Annotated in this window: 19 protein-coding genes; 7 read left to right on the top strand and 12 right to left on the bottom strand. The window is 58.4% G+C overall.

The window, feature by feature from the left end; genetic code table 11:
- Positions 1-648: 648 nt before the first annotated feature.
- Positions 649-1,737 (top strand): alanine dehydrogenase, encoded by a 1,089-nt coding sequence (gene ald, locus ACVWZU_RS12625; RefSeq protein WP_457445234.1) that lies wholly within the window; start codon positions 649-651, stop codon positions 1,735-1,737.
- Between the two features lie 37 nt (positions 1,738-1,774).
- Here the strand turns inward: ald and ACVWZU_RS12620 are convergent, their stop codons facing one another.
- The 5 genes from ACVWZU_RS12620 to rpsN all read right to left on the bottom strand — a co-directional run bounded on the left by ACVWZU_RS12620 (position 1,775) and on the right by rpsN (position 6,005).
- The gene (locus tag ACVWZU_RS12620; RefSeq protein ID WP_457445232.1) at positions 1,775-2,548 is read right to left on the bottom strand and encodes an ABC transporter permease; all 774 of its coding nucleotides are present in this window, start codon (positions 2,546-2,548) and stop codon (positions 1,775-1,777) included.
- A 76-nt stretch (positions 2,549-2,624) separates the two neighbouring features.
- Positions 2,625-3,461 carry an ABC transporter ATP-binding protein gene (locus ACVWZU_RS12615; protein ID WP_049749636.1) on the bottom strand — a complete coding sequence of 279 codons (837 nt, stop codon included), beginning with the start codon at positions 3,459-3,461 and terminating at the stop codon, positions 2,625-2,627.
- Between the two features lie 268 nt (positions 3,462-3,729).
- On the bottom strand, positions 3,730-4,884 hold the full coding sequence (locus tag ACVWZU_RS12610) for an RNA-guided endonuclease InsQ/TnpB family protein (protein ID WP_457445230.1): 1,155 nt from the start codon (positions 4,882-4,884) through the stop codon (positions 3,730-3,732).
- Between the two features lie 125 nt (positions 4,885-5,009).
- The gene (locus ACVWZU_RS12605) at positions 5,010-5,642 is read right to left on the bottom strand and encodes a ribonuclease D (protein WP_457402626.1); all 633 of its coding nucleotides are present in this window, start codon (positions 5,640-5,642) and stop codon (positions 5,010-5,012) included.
- Between the two features lie 57 nt (positions 5,643-5,699).
- Positions 5,700-6,005, bottom strand: coding sequence for a 30S ribosomal protein S14 (gene rpsN / locus ACVWZU_RS12600; protein ID WP_011432985.1), 306 nt, complete (start codon positions 6,003-6,005; stop codon positions 5,700-5,702).
- 195 nt (positions 6,006-6,200) lie between these two features.
- Here rpsN and ACVWZU_RS12595 point away from each other — a divergent pair, with 195 nt between their 5' ends.
- The gene (locus tag ACVWZU_RS12595) at positions 6,201-6,515 is read left to right on the top strand and encodes a hypothetical protein (RefSeq protein WP_414344672.1); all 315 of its coding nucleotides are present in this window, start codon (positions 6,201-6,203) and stop codon (positions 6,513-6,515) included.
- On the opposite strand, the gene ACVWZU_RS12590 is transcribed toward ACVWZU_RS12595, so the two are convergent.
- Positions 6,512-8,047, bottom strand: a complete 1,536-nt coding sequence (locus ACVWZU_RS12590; protein ID WP_457445228.1) for a YcjF family protein — start codon at positions 8,045-8,047, stop codon at positions 6,512-6,514. The genes ACVWZU_RS12595 and ACVWZU_RS12590 overlap by 4 nt on opposite strands.
- 83 nt (positions 8,048-8,130) lie before the next feature.
- Positions 8,131-8,622: a cytochrome c oxidase assembly factor Coa1 family protein gene (locus ACVWZU_RS12585; RefSeq protein WP_457445226.1), complete on the bottom strand. Its 492-nt coding sequence runs from the start codon at positions 8,620-8,622 to the stop codon at positions 8,131-8,133.
- 520 nt (positions 8,623-9,142) lie between these two features.
- Here ACVWZU_RS12585 and ACVWZU_RS12580 point away from each other — a divergent pair.
- Positions 9,143-9,457 carry a hypothetical protein gene (locus ACVWZU_RS12580; RefSeq protein ID WP_011432990.1) on the top strand — a complete coding sequence of 105 codons (315 nt, stop codon included), beginning with the start codon at positions 9,143-9,145 and terminating at the stop codon, positions 9,455-9,457.
- Positions 9,458-9,708: 251 nt separating this feature from the next.
- On the opposite strand, the gene pcrA is transcribed toward ACVWZU_RS12580, so the two are convergent.
- Positions 9,709-12,069 (bottom strand): DNA helicase PcrA, encoded by a 2,361-nt coding sequence (gene pcrA, locus ACVWZU_RS12575; protein WP_457445224.1) that lies wholly within the window; start codon positions 12,067-12,069, stop codon positions 9,709-9,711.
- Positions 12,070-12,201: 132 nt separating this feature from the next.
- Here pcrA and ACVWZU_RS12570 point away from each other — a divergent pair, with 132 nt between their 5' ends.
- Positions 12,202-12,834 carry a hypothetical protein gene (locus ACVWZU_RS12570; RefSeq protein WP_457445222.1) on the top strand — a complete coding sequence of 211 codons (633 nt, stop codon included), beginning with the start codon at positions 12,202-12,204 and terminating at the stop codon, positions 12,832-12,834.
- Between the two features lie 86 nt (positions 12,835-12,920).
- The gene (locus ACVWZU_RS12565; protein ID WP_414350767.1) at positions 12,921-13,610 is read left to right on the top strand and encodes a hypothetical protein; all 690 of its coding nucleotides are present in this window, start codon (positions 12,921-12,923) and stop codon (positions 13,608-13,610) included.
- A gap of 3 nt (positions 13,611-13,613) precedes the next feature.
- On the opposite strand, the gene dapF is transcribed toward ACVWZU_RS12565, so the two are convergent.
- Together dapF and psbN are read right to left on the bottom strand one after the other, a co-directional pair.
- Positions 13,614-14,483: a diaminopimelate epimerase gene (gene dapF / locus ACVWZU_RS12560; protein ID WP_041436430.1), complete on the bottom strand. Its 870-nt coding sequence runs from the start codon at positions 14,481-14,483 to the stop codon at positions 13,614-13,616.
- Positions 14,484-14,509: 26 nt separating this feature from the next.
- Positions 14,510-14,641: a photosystem II reaction center protein PsbN gene (psbN, locus tag ACVWZU_RS12555; protein WP_011432995.1), complete on the bottom strand. Its 132-nt coding sequence runs from the start codon at positions 14,639-14,641 to the stop codon at positions 14,510-14,512.
- Between the two features lie 202 nt (positions 14,642-14,843).
- Between psbN and psbH the strand changes: the two genes are divergently transcribed.
- On the top strand, positions 14,844-15,047 hold the full coding sequence (gene psbH / locus ACVWZU_RS12550; RefSeq protein WP_414331336.1) for a photosystem II reaction center phosphoprotein PsbH: 204 nt from the start codon (positions 14,844-14,846) through the stop codon (positions 15,045-15,047).
- 93 nt (positions 15,048-15,140) lie between these two features.
- Here psbH and ACVWZU_RS12545 read toward each other — a convergent pair whose 3' ends face one another.
- Positions 15,141-16,229, bottom strand: a complete 1,089-nt coding sequence (locus ACVWZU_RS12545) for a PQQ-dependent sugar dehydrogenase (RefSeq protein WP_457445236.1) — start codon at positions 16,227-16,229, stop codon at positions 15,141-15,143.
- A gap of 214 nt (positions 16,230-16,443) precedes the next feature.
- Here ACVWZU_RS12545 and ACVWZU_RS12540 point away from each other — a divergent pair, with 214 nt between their 5' ends.
- Positions 16,444-18,906: a glycoside hydrolase family 31 protein gene (locus ACVWZU_RS12540; RefSeq protein ID WP_457445219.1), complete on the top strand. Its 2,463-nt coding sequence runs from the start codon at positions 16,444-16,446 to the stop codon at positions 18,904-18,906.
- Between the two features lie 223 nt (positions 18,907-19,129).
- Here ACVWZU_RS12540 and ACVWZU_RS12535 read toward each other — a convergent pair whose 3' ends face one another.
- Complete coding sequence (locus tag ACVWZU_RS12535; protein WP_011432999.1) at positions 19,130-19,597, bottom strand: peroxiredoxin family protein; 468 nt, start codon at positions 19,595-19,597, stop codon at positions 19,130-19,132.
- Positions 19,598-19,761: the final 164 nt, after the last annotated feature.

Genomic DNA, 19,761 nt, shown 5'->3' with positions numbered 1-19,761 from the left:
GGGAAAAGGTAGGGATCAACTGTTCTTTCTATCCCGATAAGGGAGGCTTGACTATGTAGTTTCCGTCCCCTTGCGGGGAAAAGGTAGGGATCAACGATAATTGGCCCAACCCAAGTTGGGCCATAGCCTGGTTTCCGTCCCCTTGCGGGGAAAAGGTAGGGATCAACCACCCAGGATTTTTCCTGGGTGTTCTTTATTCCCTAGTTTCCGTCCCCTTGCGGGGAAAAGGTAGGGATCAACGAGAGAGGGTGATAAGGTTCGGAATGAGCTGAAGAAGTTTCCGTCCCCTTGCGGGGAAAAGGTAGGGATCAACCCTACCCCCGGAAAAGCTTGAATCCATGCAGTTTTCAAGGTGCGTTCGCGAGGGAGTACGGAGACTTCGTGACATAGATATTAACATTGCTCTTGGGGATAAGCGCAAGCAAGAAAATTGGGCTTTCTGAGGCTGTTATGTCTTGTTTTCGTGCCAATCATGGCAAGAGATCTAGGTTTGCCCTTGAAATCTTGAGCTAACAAAATTAGCCTGGCGATTGCTTGCCCCGACAGATCGCGCACAAAACTTTACAATTTTCGCTCTCCTGCTCAGGCCAGGGATCCCATCGGGGAGAGAGTCTGTCTAGACTGGAAAGCAGCCCTACGGGGATCCCTATGCGAATTGGCGTGCCCAAAGAGATCAAAGAGCAAGAGTTCCGTGTCGGGCTGACACCGGCGGCGGTGCGGGCCTTAACCGAACAGGGGCATCAGGTGTGGGTGGAAACCCAAGCAGGCCAGGGGGCGGGCTTCACGGATGAGGACTACCAAAAAGCGGGGGCCAAGCTGGCTGTCACTCCTGAGGAGATCTACCAGCAGCAGTTGGTGGTGAAGGTCAAGGAGCCTCTGCCGGCTGAGTATTCTCTGCTCCATCCCGACCTTATTCTGTTCACCTATTTGCACTTGGCCGCCAGCCGCGAGCTGACCCAGGCGCTGTTGCAATCGGGGGCCACCTGCCTTGCCTATGAAACGGTGGAATTGGCAGATGGATCCCTGCCCTTGTTGATGCCCATGAGCATAATTGCCGGGCGGCTCTCGGTGCAGTTTGGCGCCCATTACCTCACCCGACAACAGGGGGGGCGAGGCGTGTTGCTGGGTGGGATCCCGGGGGTGCCGCCGGGGCGGGTGGTGATCTTGGGCGGGGGAACCGTGGGCACTGAGGCGGCCAAAATGGCCGTAGGCTTGGGGGCACGGGTGCAGATTTTGGACATTAACCTGCAGCGGCTGAACGAGCTGGAGCTGATTTTTGGCTCGCGGGTAGAGCTGCTCTACAGCACTGCCCAAAGCGTGGAAGAGTGTGTTCGCGAGGCCGACCTGGTGGTAGGGGCAGTGCTGGTGCCGGGAAGGCGGGCCCCGGTCTTGGTGGGAGAAGAGCTGGTGGCCCAGATGCGTCCTCGCTCCCTCATTGTGGATGTGGCGGTGGATCAGGGGGGGTGCATCGCCACCACGCGGGTTACCACCCATGCCCAGCCGGTTTACGAAGCCCACGGGGTGTTGCACTACGGCGTTCCCAACATGCCCGGAGCCGTTCCCTGGACTTCGACCCAAGCGCTGGTCAACGCCACTCTCCCCTACATCCTCAAGCTGGCCAACCTTGGCCTGGCCGCTGCTTTGGAACAAGACCCGGCCTTGGCCAAAGGGCTAAACGTCAGGGCAGGCAAGCTCATCCACCCGGCAGTGCGGGCCACTTTTCCAGATTTGGGCTAGCTTGTTCAGGCATCGGTGGGATCCCCTGGAGCAGATGCTACTGTCGCCAGGACAGGACATAGCGCTCCAGAGCCGCGAAAAAGGTGTAGAGCAAGACACCCATGAGGCCGAGGGCAGCCAAACCCGCAAAGGCCAAAGGCACATCAAAAGAAGAACTGGCCGACACGATCAGGTAGCCCAGCCCCTGGTTGGAAGCCACCGTCTCCGAGATCACCGAGCCGACAAAAGCAAAGGAGATGGCCACTTTCAACGAGGCAAACAGGTAGGGCATGCTGTGGGGTAGCCCCACCTTGGTGAAGATCTCCCAAGAGCTGGCCCCCAGCGAGCGCAGCACATCCCGCATCTCGGCTTCCACCGTCTCCAGCCCCACCGCCACATTGACTGCAATGGGGAAAAAGGCCAGCAAAAAGGCCGTGATCACCGCCGGGATCAGGCCCAAGCCAAACCAAATCGCCAGCAGCGGCACCAAAGCCACCTTCGGGATGGTGTTAAACCCCACCAGCAGCGGGTACAAACACAGATGGGCCAGGCGGGAGCTGCCGATGATCGCTCCCAGCACTATCCCCCCCACCAAAGCCAGCGCAAAGGCCAGCAGCGTCGAAGTGAGGGTGGTTAGGGAGTGACGCAGAATCACCGGGCTCCACTGGTTCATGGCTGCCAGGATCTCGGTGGGCGCCGGCAGAATGAAGCGAGGAACGTTGAACAGCCCCACCCCCACCTGCCAGAGCACAAGGGTCAAAACGATGGTGACAGCGGGCAAGACCACAGAAGCCGTTTGGGTCTGCAAAAATCGGTCAAATGATTTTTTCATGGGATCCCTCGGCAGAGATGCGCGGTAACCTGTCCAGCAAACCTTTCCAGATTTTTTGGATCAAGGGCTCTTTGGCCTAATAGCTGCGCCGAATGTGCTGGCGCACTTCCGAGACCAAGCGGTGAAACTCGTCCGTCAGGCAGATCTCCAGCGGGCGTGGACGGGGCAGATCCACTTTGAGGGAAAAGATGATCTCGCTAGGCCGTGGCCCCATCACATAAATGGTATCGGAGAGGAAAACCGCCTCCCGCAAATCGTGAGTGATCAAAATGGCGGTGCAGCCGGTGCGCAGCCACAGCCGCTGCAACATTTCCCACATATCCTCGCGGGTAAAGGCATCCAAAGCGGCAAAAGGTTCGTCCAACAACAACAGCTCCGGCTGATGGATCAAAGCGCGGCACAGGGAAGCCCGCTGCCGCATTCCCCCAGAAAGCTGCCAAGGATAGGCTTTCTGAAAACCCTCCAAGCCTACGGTGGCCAGCAGCTCCAGCGCCGACTTCTCGTGCTGGGCCAGGTTTTGCTTGAAGGTGCGCTTGTAGGGCTCTACCACCTCCAACGGCAGCAACACGTTCTCCAGGGTTGTGCGCCAGGGCAGCAGCACCGGGTTTTGAAAGGCCATGCCCACACTCTTCAGGGGGCCGGCGATGGGCTGCAACTGAAAGTAGAGGGTGCCGCCATGGTCAGTGTTCAGGCCGGCCATCATCTTCAAAAGAGAAGTCTTGCCACAGCCGCTCGGCCCAACAATGGAGACAAACTCCGAGTGGGCAACAGAAAAGCTGACGTCGCGGATGATCGTGACTGGGGATCCCTTGGTGGGGTACTGCAGCGAGACGTGGCGCAACTCCAGAACGGGCTTGCCCGAAACAGCGGGGGAAGATAACCCACTTTGAACTACCCTCTGCGACTCCAACATTGACTCAACTCCAATGATTTTCATAGTGGCCCAAGTGAGGGCTGATCCCCCTGATCTAGACAGATGATGGCGGGAGCAATGAGGGTTGCAGGCCGGTTTATCTCGATTGGTATGGCCAACCCCATCCCCACTACATCAGAGAGAGGGGCAGCCAGCTGTGTTGCCAGATACTTTGTGGGCCGGTGAGGTCCCCCCATTTTCCGCTTCAGGAGATGTGGGATCCCCGAGGGCCCGGTCATCGAAGACAGTAAACTACCCGACACCCGTGCTATGCGCAGGGTGCGGGCTTTATCCCAATCCCTAGCTGACCCAGAGGACAGCTAAGTTTCGGAATTTCAGGCGAGTTTACAGTCGCCCCAAGGAGAGAGATTACTTGAGCAGCGTTATGGTCAGCATCCCCTTCCCACCCGCAGTGTCCACACTTGAACGACTTACCATTGCGGTAGGACTTACCCCGCTCAGGGTGGATGTGCAGGCATTTGTGGCAGGTCTGACTGGTGTAGGCAGGCGGCACCAGCACCACAGGCACTCCAGCAATGGCAGCCTTGTAGGCTACAAACATCCTGAGCTGGTAGAACGCCCAGTTGTTAGTCCTGCGCCGTTCGGCTTTGCTCCGAGGTTTCTGATTCAGGCAATCTCTGATGCCTGTCAAGTCTTCAAAAGCCAGTGCCGCACCAATAGCCTGGGCATCCCTGACCAAGGTTTTGCTGATGTTGTGGTTCAGCCATGTCTGGTAGCGTCGTTCTCTCCCAGAGAGCCTTCTCAGCAGCCTCCTAGAGCTGCGAGTGCGTTTGGATTGAACCTTGGCGCGTACACGGCTGAACCGGTCACGGACGGCCTGGATGTGTTCTCCACTCCAAGAGCGTCCGTTGCTAGCGGTGGCGATATCTCGCCTGCCCAAGTCAACTCCGATCACCCTTGGAGTCTTGCCAGTCGGGGGAGTATCCAGCTCAACAGCAATGTTGATGTAGTAGTCCCCTTGCTTGGTCTTGGACAGGGTTGCGCTTGTTGGCTTCTGGCCTCGCAGAAGCGCTATCTGGTAGCCACCGATCTTGAGCTTGAGCCAGACTCGCCCGCTCAACAGAGTCACACCAACAGTCTGTTCAGACTCTCGGTACCTAAAAGTACGCGCATCCAAGGTCAGGCTGGTGGGGCGAAACTTGTGGACTTGCTTCACCGCCTTGGCATTGCTAATCACCCGACGGAGCGCCTGACAGACGTGGTTGGCTTTCAGCCCCGTTGCTGCTCTTACCGGTCGATAGACCAAGTGGTGCAGCTTGGCGGTGTTCCAGCACTTCTCGCGCTTGGCGGTATCCAAGATCTGGTTACAAGCGTCAGCAAATCTCTGCAAGGTGCGGTCAATCTCTTGACGCAACTCTACAGGGACTATCAGCTTGCAACGTACCGATATAGTCTGGCTCATGGGCCTATCGTAGCTCATCCAGACTTTGACTAGCAGGCGGGCTTTCCTCCCGACACCAAGCTTGCGGCTATGGTGCGGGCCTCCAGCCCGAAAATTCGGTGACTGTCTATCAAGTAAAGCCCCGCCTACTGATGTTCGAAGACGTTACTGAAGCCCAACAGATCCAGCTCTACCAAAGTAGGCAAATGTTGGAAACACTGCTGCGCCAACTCCCAGCGTTCTTCCCGCCGTAACATCTCCGCCAACTTGTGGCGCACCGGGATCAAATAGCGAACATCGTTGGCGGCATATTCCAGCTGTTCGGCGGATAGCGCGTGGACGGCCCCCCAGTCGGAGCTTTGGGCAGCTTTGTTGAGTTCGACCCCGCACAGCTCGCTCACCACATCTTTGAGGCCATGCTTGCTGGTGTAGGTGCGGGCCAGTTTGCTGGCAATTTTGGTGCAAAAGACGGGCCACGCCCGGATTCCCAGGTGATAGCGCAGCATCGCCAGGTCAAAGCGGGCGTAGTGGAAAATCTTTTCAATGTTGGGATCCGTCAGCAGCCCCGCCAGAAGGGGGGCCTGCTTTACTCCACGGCTCAACCGCAACAACACCACCTCGCCGGCAGGGTTGGCGATTTGCACCACGCAGAGCCTGTCCCGCTGCGGGATCAACCCCATCGTCTCCGTATCCACGGCCAAGTGGGGTTCCCCGGCCAGGGCCTTTGCCATTGCAGGGGTGAGATCTTCGTCGCAGAGCTGGAAAGGTTGCAGGCCCACTCAGGATCTCTCAAAAGGGTGTTTTGGCTGCATAACCAAGCGGCGAAGGCCAGGCAACTACCAGCTAGACTTGACCACACCTGGCAATAAGCCTCTGTGGGCCATTTCCCGCAGGCTGTTGCGGCACAGGCCGAAATCGCGGAAGTAACCCCGGGGACGCCCGGTTTTCCAGCAGCGGTTGCGCAGGCGTGTGGGCGAGCTGGCCCGAGGGAGTTTTTGCAGTTGGGCGTGCAGCTCCATGCGGGTGGCCTGGTCGATGTTGGGATCGGCCATGGCCGCTTTCAGTTGTTGGCGCTTCTCCCGATACTTCTCGACCAAGCGTTGGCGCTTTTTCTCCCGCTCGATCATGCTCTTTTTAGCCACGGCTCACTGTTTCCCCAGATTTTTCAGCTTTACTAGAATAACGGGGAGCAGCGGCCCCAAGCAAGGGGATCCCAGGCCCGCCCACGGCCATCCTCGCCAATGTTCATCCCTCTTTTCCGCTCTCCGTAGGATCCCTGAGGCCAGCCCCTCGGCTTGGGGGCAACCTACCTCTATAGGCGAGGTTGGTGTTGGGTGATGGCCATTTCCAGAGTGATCCCGTTTATCGCCACCAAGTTTAGGGTTTCCCCAGAGCAGATTGAGGCCACGCGCGTGATTCTCCACAAGCCGCCGGCTCTGTTGGCAGTGCTGAAGTCGGCCTCTCCACTGCCCAAAGAGGTTTTGCAGGATCCCAGTTTGGCCTATATCTATCCTGCCGCCTTCATTCAATGGTCGAAGTGCATGCATGGCTTGGCGGATTGGGACACTGGGCCGGCACTGAGCTACGCCGATTATGTGGCGCAACTGAAGCTGGCCTTCATGCCGACGGATATTGCCCTGAGCGGCCATTAGGGATCCCTTGGGTTGGCCATCCCATTTCGGAAGATGCGCCGGGAAGCCTCGCGGACAAACTCTTTGAGCCAACCGGATTTTTGGGTATTTTGCACCTGGGCTTTGACCACCGCCTGCATCCCCCCTTCTCCCCAGCTTTGGTTGTGCTGGAAATACTCAATGAAGCTCTTGCCGGCAATGCGGGTGAGATAGCCAGCACTGGCTGCCTGAATGGGGGCTGTCGCCAGAAAACCGACGACGCTCACTTCGGCAACGGTGGCCAAGATCCCCGTGGTCAGTTGGATCGCTCCTTCCACCAAGCCCAAGCCGGCTAAGGTTTTGGCCAGAGACAAGGCCAGCTCCCGCCCCTGCTGCAGATCCATCTTGCAGCCGTAAAGGGATCCCAGTTCCACCACCATCTGGGCGTTGATGGCGGCAATGGCCAGCAGATCCACCGCCGGGATGGGGTTGGCGAACACCACTCCTGTAACAATCCACTGAAAGCGATCGATCACCTCCTCCGCCTGCCGGCGCAGTTGGGCTTGGAGAATCCGTTTGGCCTCTTCCCCCAACTGTTGCGATTGCAGCAGAGCATTGTCCAAGGCCAGGGATCCACCTTCGGCATAGAGCACTGCCTGCACGCGATCCCGCACGGCGGCCACATCCGGCTCCGGTCGCCAGGTTTGGGATCCCACCCGCACAGGGGCTGGAGCAGCGGCAGCTATCAACACATCCTGAGGTGGGATCAGGGGATGAACCCGCTCCCGCAGGCGTTGCAAGAGGATCTGCCGTTCTTCTGAGGTGTAGCGATCCGCTTTGTTCAGGATCAGCAAGGCCCGCTTGCCCAGGGCGATCAACCGGCGCAAGGGATCCACCTCTGACTGGCGCAGATCCCCATCCACCACCACCAGCAGCAGATCGGCAGCTTGGGCTTGGGCTTGCGCCTCCTGTTCCCGCATCACCCCTGCCGGGCCGATCTCCAAAATGCCGGGGCAATCCAGGATCTGCACCGGCTGCGGGATCCCAGGCAAGTTCCAATCGTAACAAGCCACCGCCTGGGTGGTGCCCAGAGTGGCCGCCACCGCCCCCGCCCGCCGCCCCAGCAGCGCGTTGACCAAAGAAGTCTTGCCCGCCGACCCAGTGCCGAAGACCACCACCTTCAGCTGGGGCTGGGCCAACTGTTGGGCCAGCAGAGCCGACCGCTCCGCCAGCGCTGCCCGCGCCACTTCATCCTGGATTTGCGCTAGCTGCGCCTCCAGTTGAGCCAAGTTCTGTTGCGCCGCTTTCCGCTTTTCCAAAGCCGTCTCCGGCAAGGCAGGGGGTCTCCTGCTGGGGGCGGGTTGGCGAAACAGAAACAAGTAGTAGATGGCAGCGGCCAAAAACACCAGCAGCAGCAGCACCAGCACCCCAATCAACAGCCCCCCCAAAATCGGGTGGTAGCGGGTGGCGTAGTACAGATCGAGAAACGATTGGATCAGCCAGACGATCAGCCCGGTGAACGAGGCCAACAGCGCCAACAGCAGCAGCAAGCGCAGGTAAGGGAGCGACCGCATAGGGATCCAACAAGGCCACAACCGTTCGCGTCAGCGGGACGGAGTCCTTTTGACTCTACCCGCGGCTGAGCATATCCGGCTACCTAGATGTCGCCTTCTGGCTGCAGGGGCAGGGCTTCTCCATCCGACTCTTCCTTTTCACACCGAGATTCCCCCTCGATGACCTGAATGGCCTGCGGATCCCCGTCAACTTTCACTTGCAGATGGCGCAACTGCCATGCCGAGCCGGCCATGCCCCGCTCCGATTCCACCACCACATCGCCGGTGCGCTGGGCCCCTGTAATCAAAAAGAACAGACACACCCAACCGGCTTCCTCATCTTCCTGAAAGCTCAGCCGCGAGGGCCATCCCGGCCTCAGGGGCTCTCCCAAACGTTCCACCACCACGGCATTTTGTTCGAGCTGCTCCACCGCCAATTGGTAGGTGCGATAGGCTCCTGAGGCACGGATCCCATTCCAGACTAGGATCCCTGCCCCCGCCAGCCCTAAGCCCAGCACCGCCAGCAGGCCCAAACAGCCGCAGCCACAGCAGCCCAGAGGGACAGCACAGCCGACTGTTTGTGGAGTTTCCGACACGGCCAATCGCCACTACAGAATGCCCCCACCCTAACACAAAGCTGGTGCTCATCCTCTATGCCTTCATTGCCGACAAGGTACAGACAAAAAGCCAAGCAACCCTACGCCATTTGTCGGTGACGAACATCGCTTCTCAGTTCCGTATTGCCACAGATATCTGTTACGGCCTCAAGCAACAGCTCGAAAAATCATGGGATCAGCACCTCTTTGGCCAGTTCAAGCAACTCACTGTTGAGTCTAATTTTGTACTGCGGTGAGGATGGGATCCCTACGTATCCAATTGTTGGCTCTGCTCCCACTTCGATTAGAAAGGCTTGTGACACAAAGATTTCAAGCTTTTCGCCTACACGGAATCCGGATGGCTCAGAAGGTCAATAGGTATCTGGAAAGCCCTATTTCCGAGCACCGAGAAAGAAGACAAAGTGCGCGCATACCGAATCCGCTATTTGGCGGAGTCAATATCAGAGGGATTTGTCGAGAATAAGAGCAGCAAAAGGTCTCCATCCAATCGCCTAAACCTATGGATGAAGCGACAACCATAACCGTGCAGCAGATCATTCAAACCGCCATGATGACCGGTTTGCTCACCGCTGCTCAGGAACACGAACTTAACGTAAGGCTATTTCGAGAGGAGTGCTCCGAAGCCGACCTCTTCCTGCTGCGCCGTCTACACCGCTGCCTACGCCAGGGATCCATCCGCCAGATCCCGGCCCTGAACAACACTGTAGCGGTTGGCCGCTTTGGCCCGCCCCTGCGCCTGGTACCGGACAGAGCCGAGACAACTCAGTCCCAGCCGACTGGGTTAAGCCTGGCGAGGGATCCCAAGATCGGGTAGTCAAGCAATTACAAGCAATTAGTGACGAGGGGGCAGAGGTAAGGCCGAGGGTTGGGCAACGGTCAAATCAGGGAAAGGGGGAGCTGAGGTTTTGCTTTCCCCGTCGTGCAGCAACACATATAAAGCAAACACATATAAAGCAAGGGATCACCAACGACGTCAACGGCAAGGCAATCTCGAATGAGCTACGGACTTCTACAGCACTTCCCTTTGCCTCTCTTCATCGCTGGAGCCCTTCCGAGTTCAGCCGCCTAGCTAAGCTTTTGAATAGGAGCGATACGGGGATCCAAGATTTTCTGTTGACCGATAGCGGGAAACCTCACCGCAATCGTGACCCGTTCACCACTGCCGAACACATGGGTAATCTGGCCTTGTCCGAATTGGGGATGTTGCAAACGATCGCCAATCGCCCACTGTTCTGAACGGCCTTGGCCGGGATTGGGCTTGGCCTTGTGTGCATCTGAAAGGGACAGTCCACTGCCGTGGGAAAGCTGTCGAGAAGGGGCTCCGCGCCTGTCGAATTCGATTAACTCTTGGGGCAGTTCACTTAAAAATACCGAAGGAATAGCTGGTTCGCGGTTGCCGTAGAGCATCCTTTCCTTAGCATGGCTAATGAACAACTGCTCACGAGCACGGGTAATGCCCACATAGCAAAGGCGTCGCTCTTCTTCCAAGGCAGCGGGATCTTCCAAAGCCCGGAAATTGGGAAACAGACCCTGCTCTACCCCCACCAAGAACACAACAGGAAACTCCAAACCTTTGGAAGAGTGCAACGTCATTAGCGAAACTTTCTCAGCGCCTTCCTGAAGGTTATCTAAGTCGGAAGCCAAAGACACATTGCTCAAAAAAGCCTCAAGGCTGGGATCCTCCTGTTCTTCCTCGAATTGGCGGGCGGCATTGTAAAGTTCCATCACGTTGGCCGCTCTTTCTTCAGCTTCGTCTGTACCCTGTGCCTTGAGATCCTCCAAATAGCCGGAATCCCTTAGCAACCCTTCGATAAGGGTGGCGGCTGAAGTCTGAGAAGCCTGTCGATGCCAATGCTGAATCAACTGAGCAAACTGAATGACAGGCTTAGCCGAACGGCCCACCAAGCTACTTACAGAGGTTTCGTCGCTGAGAATTTCCCACAAAGGCACGTTGAGAGCCGCCGCCGCTTCGGTCAGCTTGTCCAGAGTAGATTTGCCGATGCCACGGCGCGGCACGTTAATAATTCGCAGCAGGCTAAAGGAGTCGGCAGGGTTAGCCACAACCCGTAAATAGGCTAGGACATCCTTAATTTCTTTGCGATCGTAAAATCGCAGTCCGCCTACCACCGTGTAAGGGATCCCCCACCGCAGCAAGACCTCTTCAAAAGGACGGGATTGAGCGTTGGTACGGTAGAGAATGGCAAAATCTCCCCAGGAAAAAGCATTGGCATTTTGGCCGTGTAATCGTCGGATGGTATTGACGACAAACTCGGCCTCTGCAATCTCGTCATCCGCCTGATGAAGGAAAATCGGACTTCCTTGCTGACGGGTTGGCCTGAGAACTTTATCAATGCGCTCTGTATTTTTCTCGATGAGAGCGTTAGCTGCCTGCAGAATGGTAGCTGTAGAGCGATAGTTCTCCTCCAGCTTGATCAGGGTGCGGGTATCATCATCCGGGAGACCATCTCCAAAGGTCTCTTGAAACTCCAGCAAAATGGTAAAATCTGCCCCGCGAAACCGATAGATGCTTTGATCGGCATCTCCCACCACAAAGATCGATCGGTTTCTCCAATCCAACCGAGATCTGCAGGTCTCGCCGTTGGTGGCCAACAGACGAATCAACTCATACTGAGTGCGGTTGGTGTCTTGGTATTCATCCACCAAAATGTGTCGAAATCGTTGGTGCCAGTAAGCCAACACCTGCTCGTTTTGTCGAAAAAGCTGCACTGGTATCCAAATCAAGTTATCAAAGTCCAGAGCATTGTTGGCTGCCAGTTGGTCTTCATAGATTTCGTAAACTTGGGCAATGGTACGGCCACGGAAGTTGGGCTGATTGCGCTCCAGGTCGGCAGGAGTCCAACCTTGGTTTTTGGCATTGCTAATGGCGTAGCGTACCGACCTTGGGTCAAACTTGCGCTCATCCAAGTTCAGTTGCTTGGTTACAATCTCCTTCACCAGAGATTGGGCATCTGATTCATCGAAGATCGAGAAGTGGCGAGTCCACTTGCGCCCCTTGGGATCCTGATATTTTTCAATATCTATGCGCAGGATCTGGGCAAATAAGCTGTGGAAAGTGCCGATCCAAAGGGGTTTAATCAGCCGATGGTAAACGCTGGATTTCAGCCGGGTGACTTGGGCTGGCTCCAATTGCTCCAGCGGGATCCCAAATTGTTCTTGAGCTTCTTGTTCGGCAAAGAGCTGCTCAATGCGCTCTTTCATCTCACGGGCGGCCTTGTTGGTGAAGGTCACGGCCAAAATTTCTCCTGGATCCACCCGATAGTGGCGAACCAGGTAGGCAATGCGGTGGGTGAGGGCGCGCGTCTTGCCGGAACCTGCCCCCGCCACCACCAGCAGCGGGCCACAAAAGTGTTGCACCGCTTGCCGTTGAGAAGGGTTGAGGGCATCCAGCAAAGAGGCGTGAGTCATGGCCAGCAAACCAGAAACTGCCTTCCATTATGGGCACCAACCCAATGGGGATGAGAAGCCCAGAGGGCATTTTGGAGCACCAAAGATGAAGATCGGTTAAGATTTGGCCGGCCCGCTCCAGAGCTCCCCGCCATGAACCGAGTGCTGTCCTGCTGCTGTGCCCCGGCTAACCGCTGCTGGCTTTGCGTTCAAAAGAGACTTGTGGCTTTGGGGTTTGCCACCCTTGCCCTGCTTTCTCAAGGTGCGTTCGATCCCGCCCAAGCTGGCAACTGCCCCAGCAACGGCAACCCCAAAACATCTCTTGACCTCAAGGTGGAAAGCGTTTCTGGGGATCGGCTTGACCTAAGTCGGTATGAGGGCATTCAAGCGTTGATCTTGACCAACAGCCAAACCCGCTCGCAATCGGAAGCCCTCTCCAAAAGTTTGGCCCTGGAGTTTGGGCAAAACCCCCGGCTGCGCCAGATCGTGCTGGTGGATGGCAGGGGGCTGCTGCTGGTGCGCCACTTGGTTTTGCAGGCCATCCGGGAGAGTGTACCGACGGATCCCCGCCTGGTTTCTCCGTTTGTGTATGTCTCGGTCGATTTTGAGGGAGCAACCATCCAGAAGCTGCAAGAAATAGCCGCTGCAACCTTGCCTGGGATCAATTTTCGCCAACAGGCCGCTTTGCTGCTTTTGGACGGCCAGGGAACTCTTCTGAGCGGATTTGCCGACTTGGAGCGATCCAACCTCAGCATTCGCCGGTGCATTCGCACCCTCATGGGATAGTCCCACTTCCCTTTCACACCGGCAACGCCTCTCCTCTGCTGCTCTGGCCCAAGCCATTAAACTGGTCATACCGGTCATGTTGAAGCTTGAAGTCAACCATTCGAACGACGGTTCACTGTTTACGGGATCCCATGCGCCGCCAGCTCAAAATCTTGAACCAAATCCTCGATTACAAGCTTGCCAACTTGCGGCTGTTTGGCCGAGCCGAGCTGAAGGGGCCTGTTCTCAACGTGCTGCTGGAACGGCTGCCGGGCGATGTGGTGGATACCCTGCAGGTGATGGAGGTGGTGCGCAGTGCGGTGGAAGCCTCTCTGCTGCAAGGGTTGCGCAAGGTCAACGTTTACCTTTGGTGCCGCGGACAAACCGAAGAAGCGCCGGAGTGGAGCGAAAGCTTTGCTGTAGAGCCATTGGTCTTGGCCCACCCCAAGGAGCTCCGAAGCCTTGCTTTCAACTATCGACAAGACTATCCCGGCATGCGGGTGCTGTTTTTCTGCCTGGGCCTTTGTCTGGGCGGCTTTTACCTGTTGGGGGGCTGGGAGCAGACAGGTTGGATCGATTGGATCCCCGTAGGACTGGCCTTCGCCTTGGGGGTGATCTTCCCCTGGCTCAAACGCTCCCTCAGCCAGTTTGTACACCCTCTATTTCTCCGCCTTGGCCTGGGCTTGGGCTTGGTCTTATTGGGCCTGGCAGTGGCGCTGATCTGGCGGCAGGGCTGGAGCGTTGCCTATGGGATCCTCGGCCTCCTGGCCATCCTCCTGTTGGGTCTGGGAGCCTAGTTCTCAACCGGCAGTGGTGCCGCTGAAGACGTGTAGGGCAGGGCCGGTCATCCACACGTGCTGTGTGCTCGGATCCCAGCGAATTTCCAGATTTCCTCCCGGCAGTTCTACTGTAGCTTGCGATTCTGCGCGCTCCTCCAAAACAGCAGCCACCAAAACAGCACAGGCACCCGTCCCACAAGCCAGCGTTGCCCCTGCTCCCCGCTCCCAAACCCGTAGGCGCAGACGAGTCGGGCTGAGCACCTGCACAAATTCGGTGTTGGTGCGCTCAGGAAAGGCCGGATGATGCTCAAACAGGGGGCCCACAGCCGCCAAGTCCAGCTCCTCCAGGGATCCCTCTTCTTCCAGGAAGACCACACAATGGGGATTGCCCATGCTCACCGCCGTCACCCGCCACTCTCGCCCGGCCACTGCAAGCGGCTGCCGAATGACCTTCTCATCCGGTTCGACCAGGGTGGTGGGGATCTGCTTGGCCAAAAGGCGAGGGATCCCCATGTCCACTGTGACCAGCCCATCTGCCCGCACCTGCGGCACGATTCGCCCCGCCAAGGTGTGGATCTGGTAGGCGCCATCCCGACCTGGGATCCCCAAGTCCTGCAGAAAGCGGGCCAAACAGCGGATCCCATTACCGCACATCTCCGCCTCGGAACCATCGCTGTTGAAGAGGCGCATGCTAAAGTCCGCCCCCTCCTGCCCCGGCAGCAGGAAGATAACCCCATCGGCTCCCACCCCAAAGCGGCGATTGCAAAGGGCAACGGCCTCTTCCGGGCTCAAGCAGGGCTGAGACTGCCAGCGGTTGTCCACCAAGATAAAATCGTTCCCCAACCCCTGGTACTTGTGAAAGGAGAGACGGGGGGTCAACCGAGCAGACATTTACCCAGATATCCCAACGACAGGCCTTAATCCTCGTGCATCTCGTAGGGATCCTGCAAGTCCTTGGAAGGGGGGCCAAAGGCTGTGTAGATGGCAAACGCAGTGATGCAGATGGTAACTGCCGCAATCGCCACAATCAGGGAAAAGGTGGGCTCCATATCGTTGTCTTTGATCCTGAGAGTATTCGACTACAGTATTACACAAGTTTACAATTCATTGCCCAAGACAAAAAGGTTCGGCCAGATTCTGATAGCGTGATTTTAAAAGGCGGCTGCTTTGGCGGTGCTGAGCACCAGGGATCCGCCTTCGAGCCTGCTATCTTCGACTTCGTCAACGTGTTCGGTTTCTAAGCGAGAACCTATGGCCATTCGTACCAAACTGGGCGATCTGCTGCGTCCTCTCAACTCGGAATACGGCAAAGTGGCTCCCGGCTGGGGCACCACGCCCCTGATGGCGGTCTTCATGGCCCTATTTGCCGTCTTCCTGTTGATCATCCTGCAGATTTACAACAAGTCGCTGCTTTTGGAAGACATTAACGTCTCCTGGGAGAGCCTCAGCTTTTGAGTTCCCCAGCCCTACTCTGGAGAAAATCCCCGTCCCGCCAGACGGTTGCAAGCGGGATCAAGGCAGCTCCTCTTCTCCTCCGAGCCGATGCCTTCAGGGTGCTGGCTCCAGGCGCAGCAGGGATCCATTCGGGGCGTCCGTCAACAGGTAAAGGAGTCCATCCGGCCCCTGCCGCACATCGCGAATGCGACCCACCGCCCCTTCCAGCAGGCGCTCTTCCGCCACCACCCGCTCTCCATCCAGTACCAAGCGCGCCAGGTGTTGCCCGGCCAGCGCCCCCACAAACAGGTTGCCCCGCCATTCTGGGAAAGCCTCTCCCGTGTAGAAAGTCATGCCAGAAGGAGCGATAGAGGGCGTCCAGTGCAGCAGAGGGGAAGCCAAGCCGGGAGCTGCCGCCAGTCCTTGGCCGACGGGTTCTCCCGTATATTCTCGACCGTGGGTGATTAGGGGCCAGCCGTAGTTGACGCCGGGGGCCAAGATGTTGATCTCGTCCCCACCCTGCGGCCCATGTTCATGGGACCAAATTGCCCCTGTTTCAGGGTGGCGGGCCATTCCCTGAATGTTGCGGTTGCCGTAGGTAAAAATTGCCGGCAAAGCCCCCGCTCGGCCGACAAATGGGTTGTCCGCCGGGATCCCTCCTGAATCAGTGACGCGCAACACTTTACCGGCAGAATCCCCCAAATCTTGGGCTCGATCCCGTTCTCCCCGGTCTCCGGTGCTGATGTAGAGAAATCCCTGTTCATCAAAGGCCAGGCGGGAGCCAAAGTGCTGTTGAGCGGGGGTCTTGCGCTCCATGTCGAAAATCACCTCCAGATCCTGTAGGCCCCCTTCCCCCAGACGGGCTCGCGCCACCCGCGTGCCTCCCCCACTGGGCCCAGGAGCGGCATAGGACAGGTAAATCCAGCCGTTCTCCGCGTAATTAGGGTGCAAGGCAATGTCCAGCAGGCCCCCCTGTCCGCGGGCAAATACTTCTGGCACACCGGCTATGGGCTGGGGATCCAACCCCTGGTCGGTAACCCGGCGCAGCCGCCCTGGGCGTTCGGTAACCAAGAGAGTTCCATCCGGCAAAAAGGCCATCCCCCAAGGGTGCTCCAAACCCTGGGCCAAAGTAACCACCCGAAACGCTTGCTCCGTTCTGGCCCTGGGCAAGGCTTGGGCATGATCCCCCCGTTGCAGGGCCATCACCATCTCCGGGCTGACCGGGTAGGCCGCCACGACAGCGGGGACGGACACCCCCCCGAAAAGCAGCAGTGAGGAGAGAAGCTTGATCGCCGGGATCCTCATGGCCATTGCCGCCTCGTTTTCGCGATGGATTCTGGGATCTGAGCTAACCGATTATTGCCGCTGCTCTTCTGGAGAGGGGTACCGATGAGGGTAAAACCCACTGCGGACCAGAGTGGGCAACCCCCTGTCCCCTCCCGGCCATAGGCTAGCCTTGAGAGCAGCAATCTGTCTCCAAAGCATGCTGGAACCTGGCGAGATCTTGGGACTCGATCCCGCGGGCGCGAACGGCCAATCCCCCGCCCGCCCGCCCCAAAGGCCAACCTGCGGATCCCTGCAGCAGCTCCAGCCCCACTCCAGAGGGATCCACCTCATCTGTGCCCAGGGCCGCTGGTCTATGCAGGTGCTCACCCCCCGTCTGTTTCGGCTGCGCTTTAGCCCCAGCGGAGCGTTTTTGCCCCGTCGTTCCTGGGATGTGGCTCCAGCCGATGAAGAGTGGCCGCCGGCTCCCTTTGAACTGCAGGAAAGCTCCACCCAAATCCACCTGTCCACCTCCCAGGTGCAAGTTCAGATCGATCGGGATCCCCTCCGGTTCAGTTTTCAAGACTCTCAAGGGCAAGAATTTTGCGCCGATGTCTCCTCTGGGCTTACCTGGGGATCCGATAGCATCCGCCTGGTCAAACACCTCCACCCTGCCGAGCACATCTATGGCCTAGGGGAACGGGCGGGGCTACTCAACAAACGGGGTCGGCGCTACAGCCACTGGACTCGCGACTGCTGGAACTACGACGCCCACAGCGACAATCTCTACCAGGCCATTCCCTTCGCCCTGTTTCTTCGCCCCAACCTCTGCTACGGGCTCTTCCTGCACTGCACCCACTGGAGCCAGTTCGACCTGGGCCAGATCGATCCCGAGCAGTGGGCCATCGAGGTGCGCGCCCCCGAGCTGGATTACTACCTGATCTACGGCCCCACCCCGGCCTTGGTGCTCGAGACCTACACCCAACTCACTGGGCGGCCTCCCCTTCCTCCCCTCTGGGCCTTGGGCTACCAACAGTGCCGCTGGAGCTACGCCAGCGCCGCCCAGGTTCAAACCGTTGCGCAGCAATTTCGCCAGCGGCAGATCCCCTGCGACGTCATTTACTTGGATATCGACTACATGCGCGGCTACCGCGTCTTCACCTGGGATCCCCGCCGCTTCCCCGAACCGGCCCGGCTCATGGCCCAACTCCACGAGGCTGGCTTCCGGGTGGTAGCCATTGTGGATCCCGGCGTCAAGTTCGAGCCCGAAGCCGACTACGCCGTCTTCGACGAGGGCTTGGCCCAGGATTTCTTTATCCGCCGCGCCGACAGCCACCTCTTCCATGGCTACGTTTGGCCAGGCAAAGTCCTCTTTCCCGACTTCTTGCGCCCCGGAGTGCGGCAGTGGTGGGGATCCTGGCAACGGGTTCTCACCCAAGCCGGTGTGGATGGCATCTGGAACGACATGAACGAGCCGGCCCTCAACGACCGCCCCTTTGGAGACGGCGGCCAGATCGTCGATATCCCCCTCGATGCCCCCCAAGGCCCACCCGACGAACCCACCACCCACGCCGAAGTTCACAACCTGTACGGCCTGCTGATGACACGCGCTTCCCGTGAAGGCTTGGAACAGCTCAACCCCAACCGGCGCCCCTTCGTGCTGACTCGCTCCGGCTTTGCTGGGATCCAGCGCTGGGCTGCCGTCTGGACAGGCGACAACCAATCCTCCTGGGAACACCTGGAGATGTCCCTGCCCATGCTCCTAAACCTGGGCCTGTCGGGAGTTAGCTTTGTCGGCGCGGACATCGGCGGCTTCGGTGGCAATGCCACTCCCGAGCTGTTTGCCCGTTGGATGCAAATGGGAATTCTTTACCCCCTCATGCGCGGCCACAGCGCCCTGGGCACCCGCCCCCACGAGCCCTGGAGCTTTGGCCTCGAAGTGGAAACCATCTGCCGGCAGGCCATTCAGTTGCGTTACCAGCTGCTGCCCTACCTCTACAGCCTCTTTTGGGAGTCCAGCCAAACCGGATCCCCCATCTTGCGCCCCCTTCTCTACGAGTTTCCCGACGATCCGCAAACCTACGAGATCTCAGATCAAGCCATGCTGGGATCCGCCCTCCTAGCTGCCCCTGTGGTTCGGCCTGGCGTGCGGTGCCGCGCTGTTTACCTACCCCAGGGCACTTGGTTTGATTGGTGGACAGGTCAGGCCCACACCGGCCCCCGCTACATTCTCGTCCCTGCCCCTCTCGAACAACTGCCGCTGTTTGTGCGGGGTGGCTCCGTTCTGCCTTTAGCTCCCCCCTGCCCGTCCACCGCCCACCTGCGCCGTGACCAACCGCACCTCAAACTCTACCCCGGCAACGGCAGCTTCACCCTCTACGAAGACGACGGGGAAACCCTCGCCCATCGAGCAGGAGCCTGGGCCACCACCCTCTTCCGCTTGCGACAGCAAAATGGCCAGCTCATTCTGGAGATCGAGGCCCGCCAGGGCAACTGGAGCCCGCCCCAGCGTAGCTGGCTTCTGGAGCCCCTTGGCCACACTCCCCTCTCCCTGCCGGACACCGGACAGCCGCAACGGGTTCTCTGGCCCACCCCAGAGGATCCCCCGTTTAGGTGACATACTCCCATCACTGACCCTACAGGTACAGCGTGGGCTTCTCGCTTCATCGGGGAGCTACTGCAAGAACCCTCTGCGAGCAGACACGGGATGCCCCACCGCGTAGTTGCACCAGATTCCGGCAACGCCGTTTTGTACAACCATGTTGATTATAGTACAGAATATATCCGCCTTTCATCCCGACCCTCCTGCTGTTGCAGAGAGTGCGGGGCTTCCCGGCGAGCTAGCTAATCGCCCTCACGGCCTCCAGCAGCTCCCGGTTGTCTCGCTTGAACAAGGGCAGCCACTCCACATGCTGGTAGCGTAGGATCCCTTGGCTATCCACCAAAAAATAGGCCCGCCGCGTCCCCAGCAGGCTGTCCACCCCGTACTGCTGGCTCACGGTTCTGTCCACATCGCTCAGCAAAGGAAACTCCAGCTTAAGCTGCTCGGCAAAGGCTTGGTGCCTGGAGAGGGGATCGCTGCTGATCCCCAAGATCTCGCAGCCCGCGGCCCGGAAAGCTTCCCAATCCTCCCGAAAGCAACGCATCTCGCTCGTGCATACCGGGGAAAAATCCGCCGGGTAAAAGGCCAGCAACACCTTGCTCTTGCCCCGGTAGGCCGCCAGTGAAATCTGGGCTCCCTTTTGGATCCCTTTCCCCACCGCAGGCAAGCTAAAGTCAGGAGCAACAGCCCCAATCACAATCCCCATAAACCCGTCTGACCCAAACTAAGCTCACTTCAACAGTCTAGCGGTGGATCCGGATCCCTTCTGGCTTCAAAAAATTTTGGGTTGGATATCTTGACGGGGTGGTGGGGGTGGGGATAGGGTAGTAAAGCGCTGATGAGGCCACCCAGCCCCGGCGCCCCAGAACC

The sequence above is a fragment of the Thermostichus sp. MS-CIW-26 genome (assembly GCF_054059115.1).
This window is presented reverse-complemented; position numbering and strand designations above follow the sequence as displayed.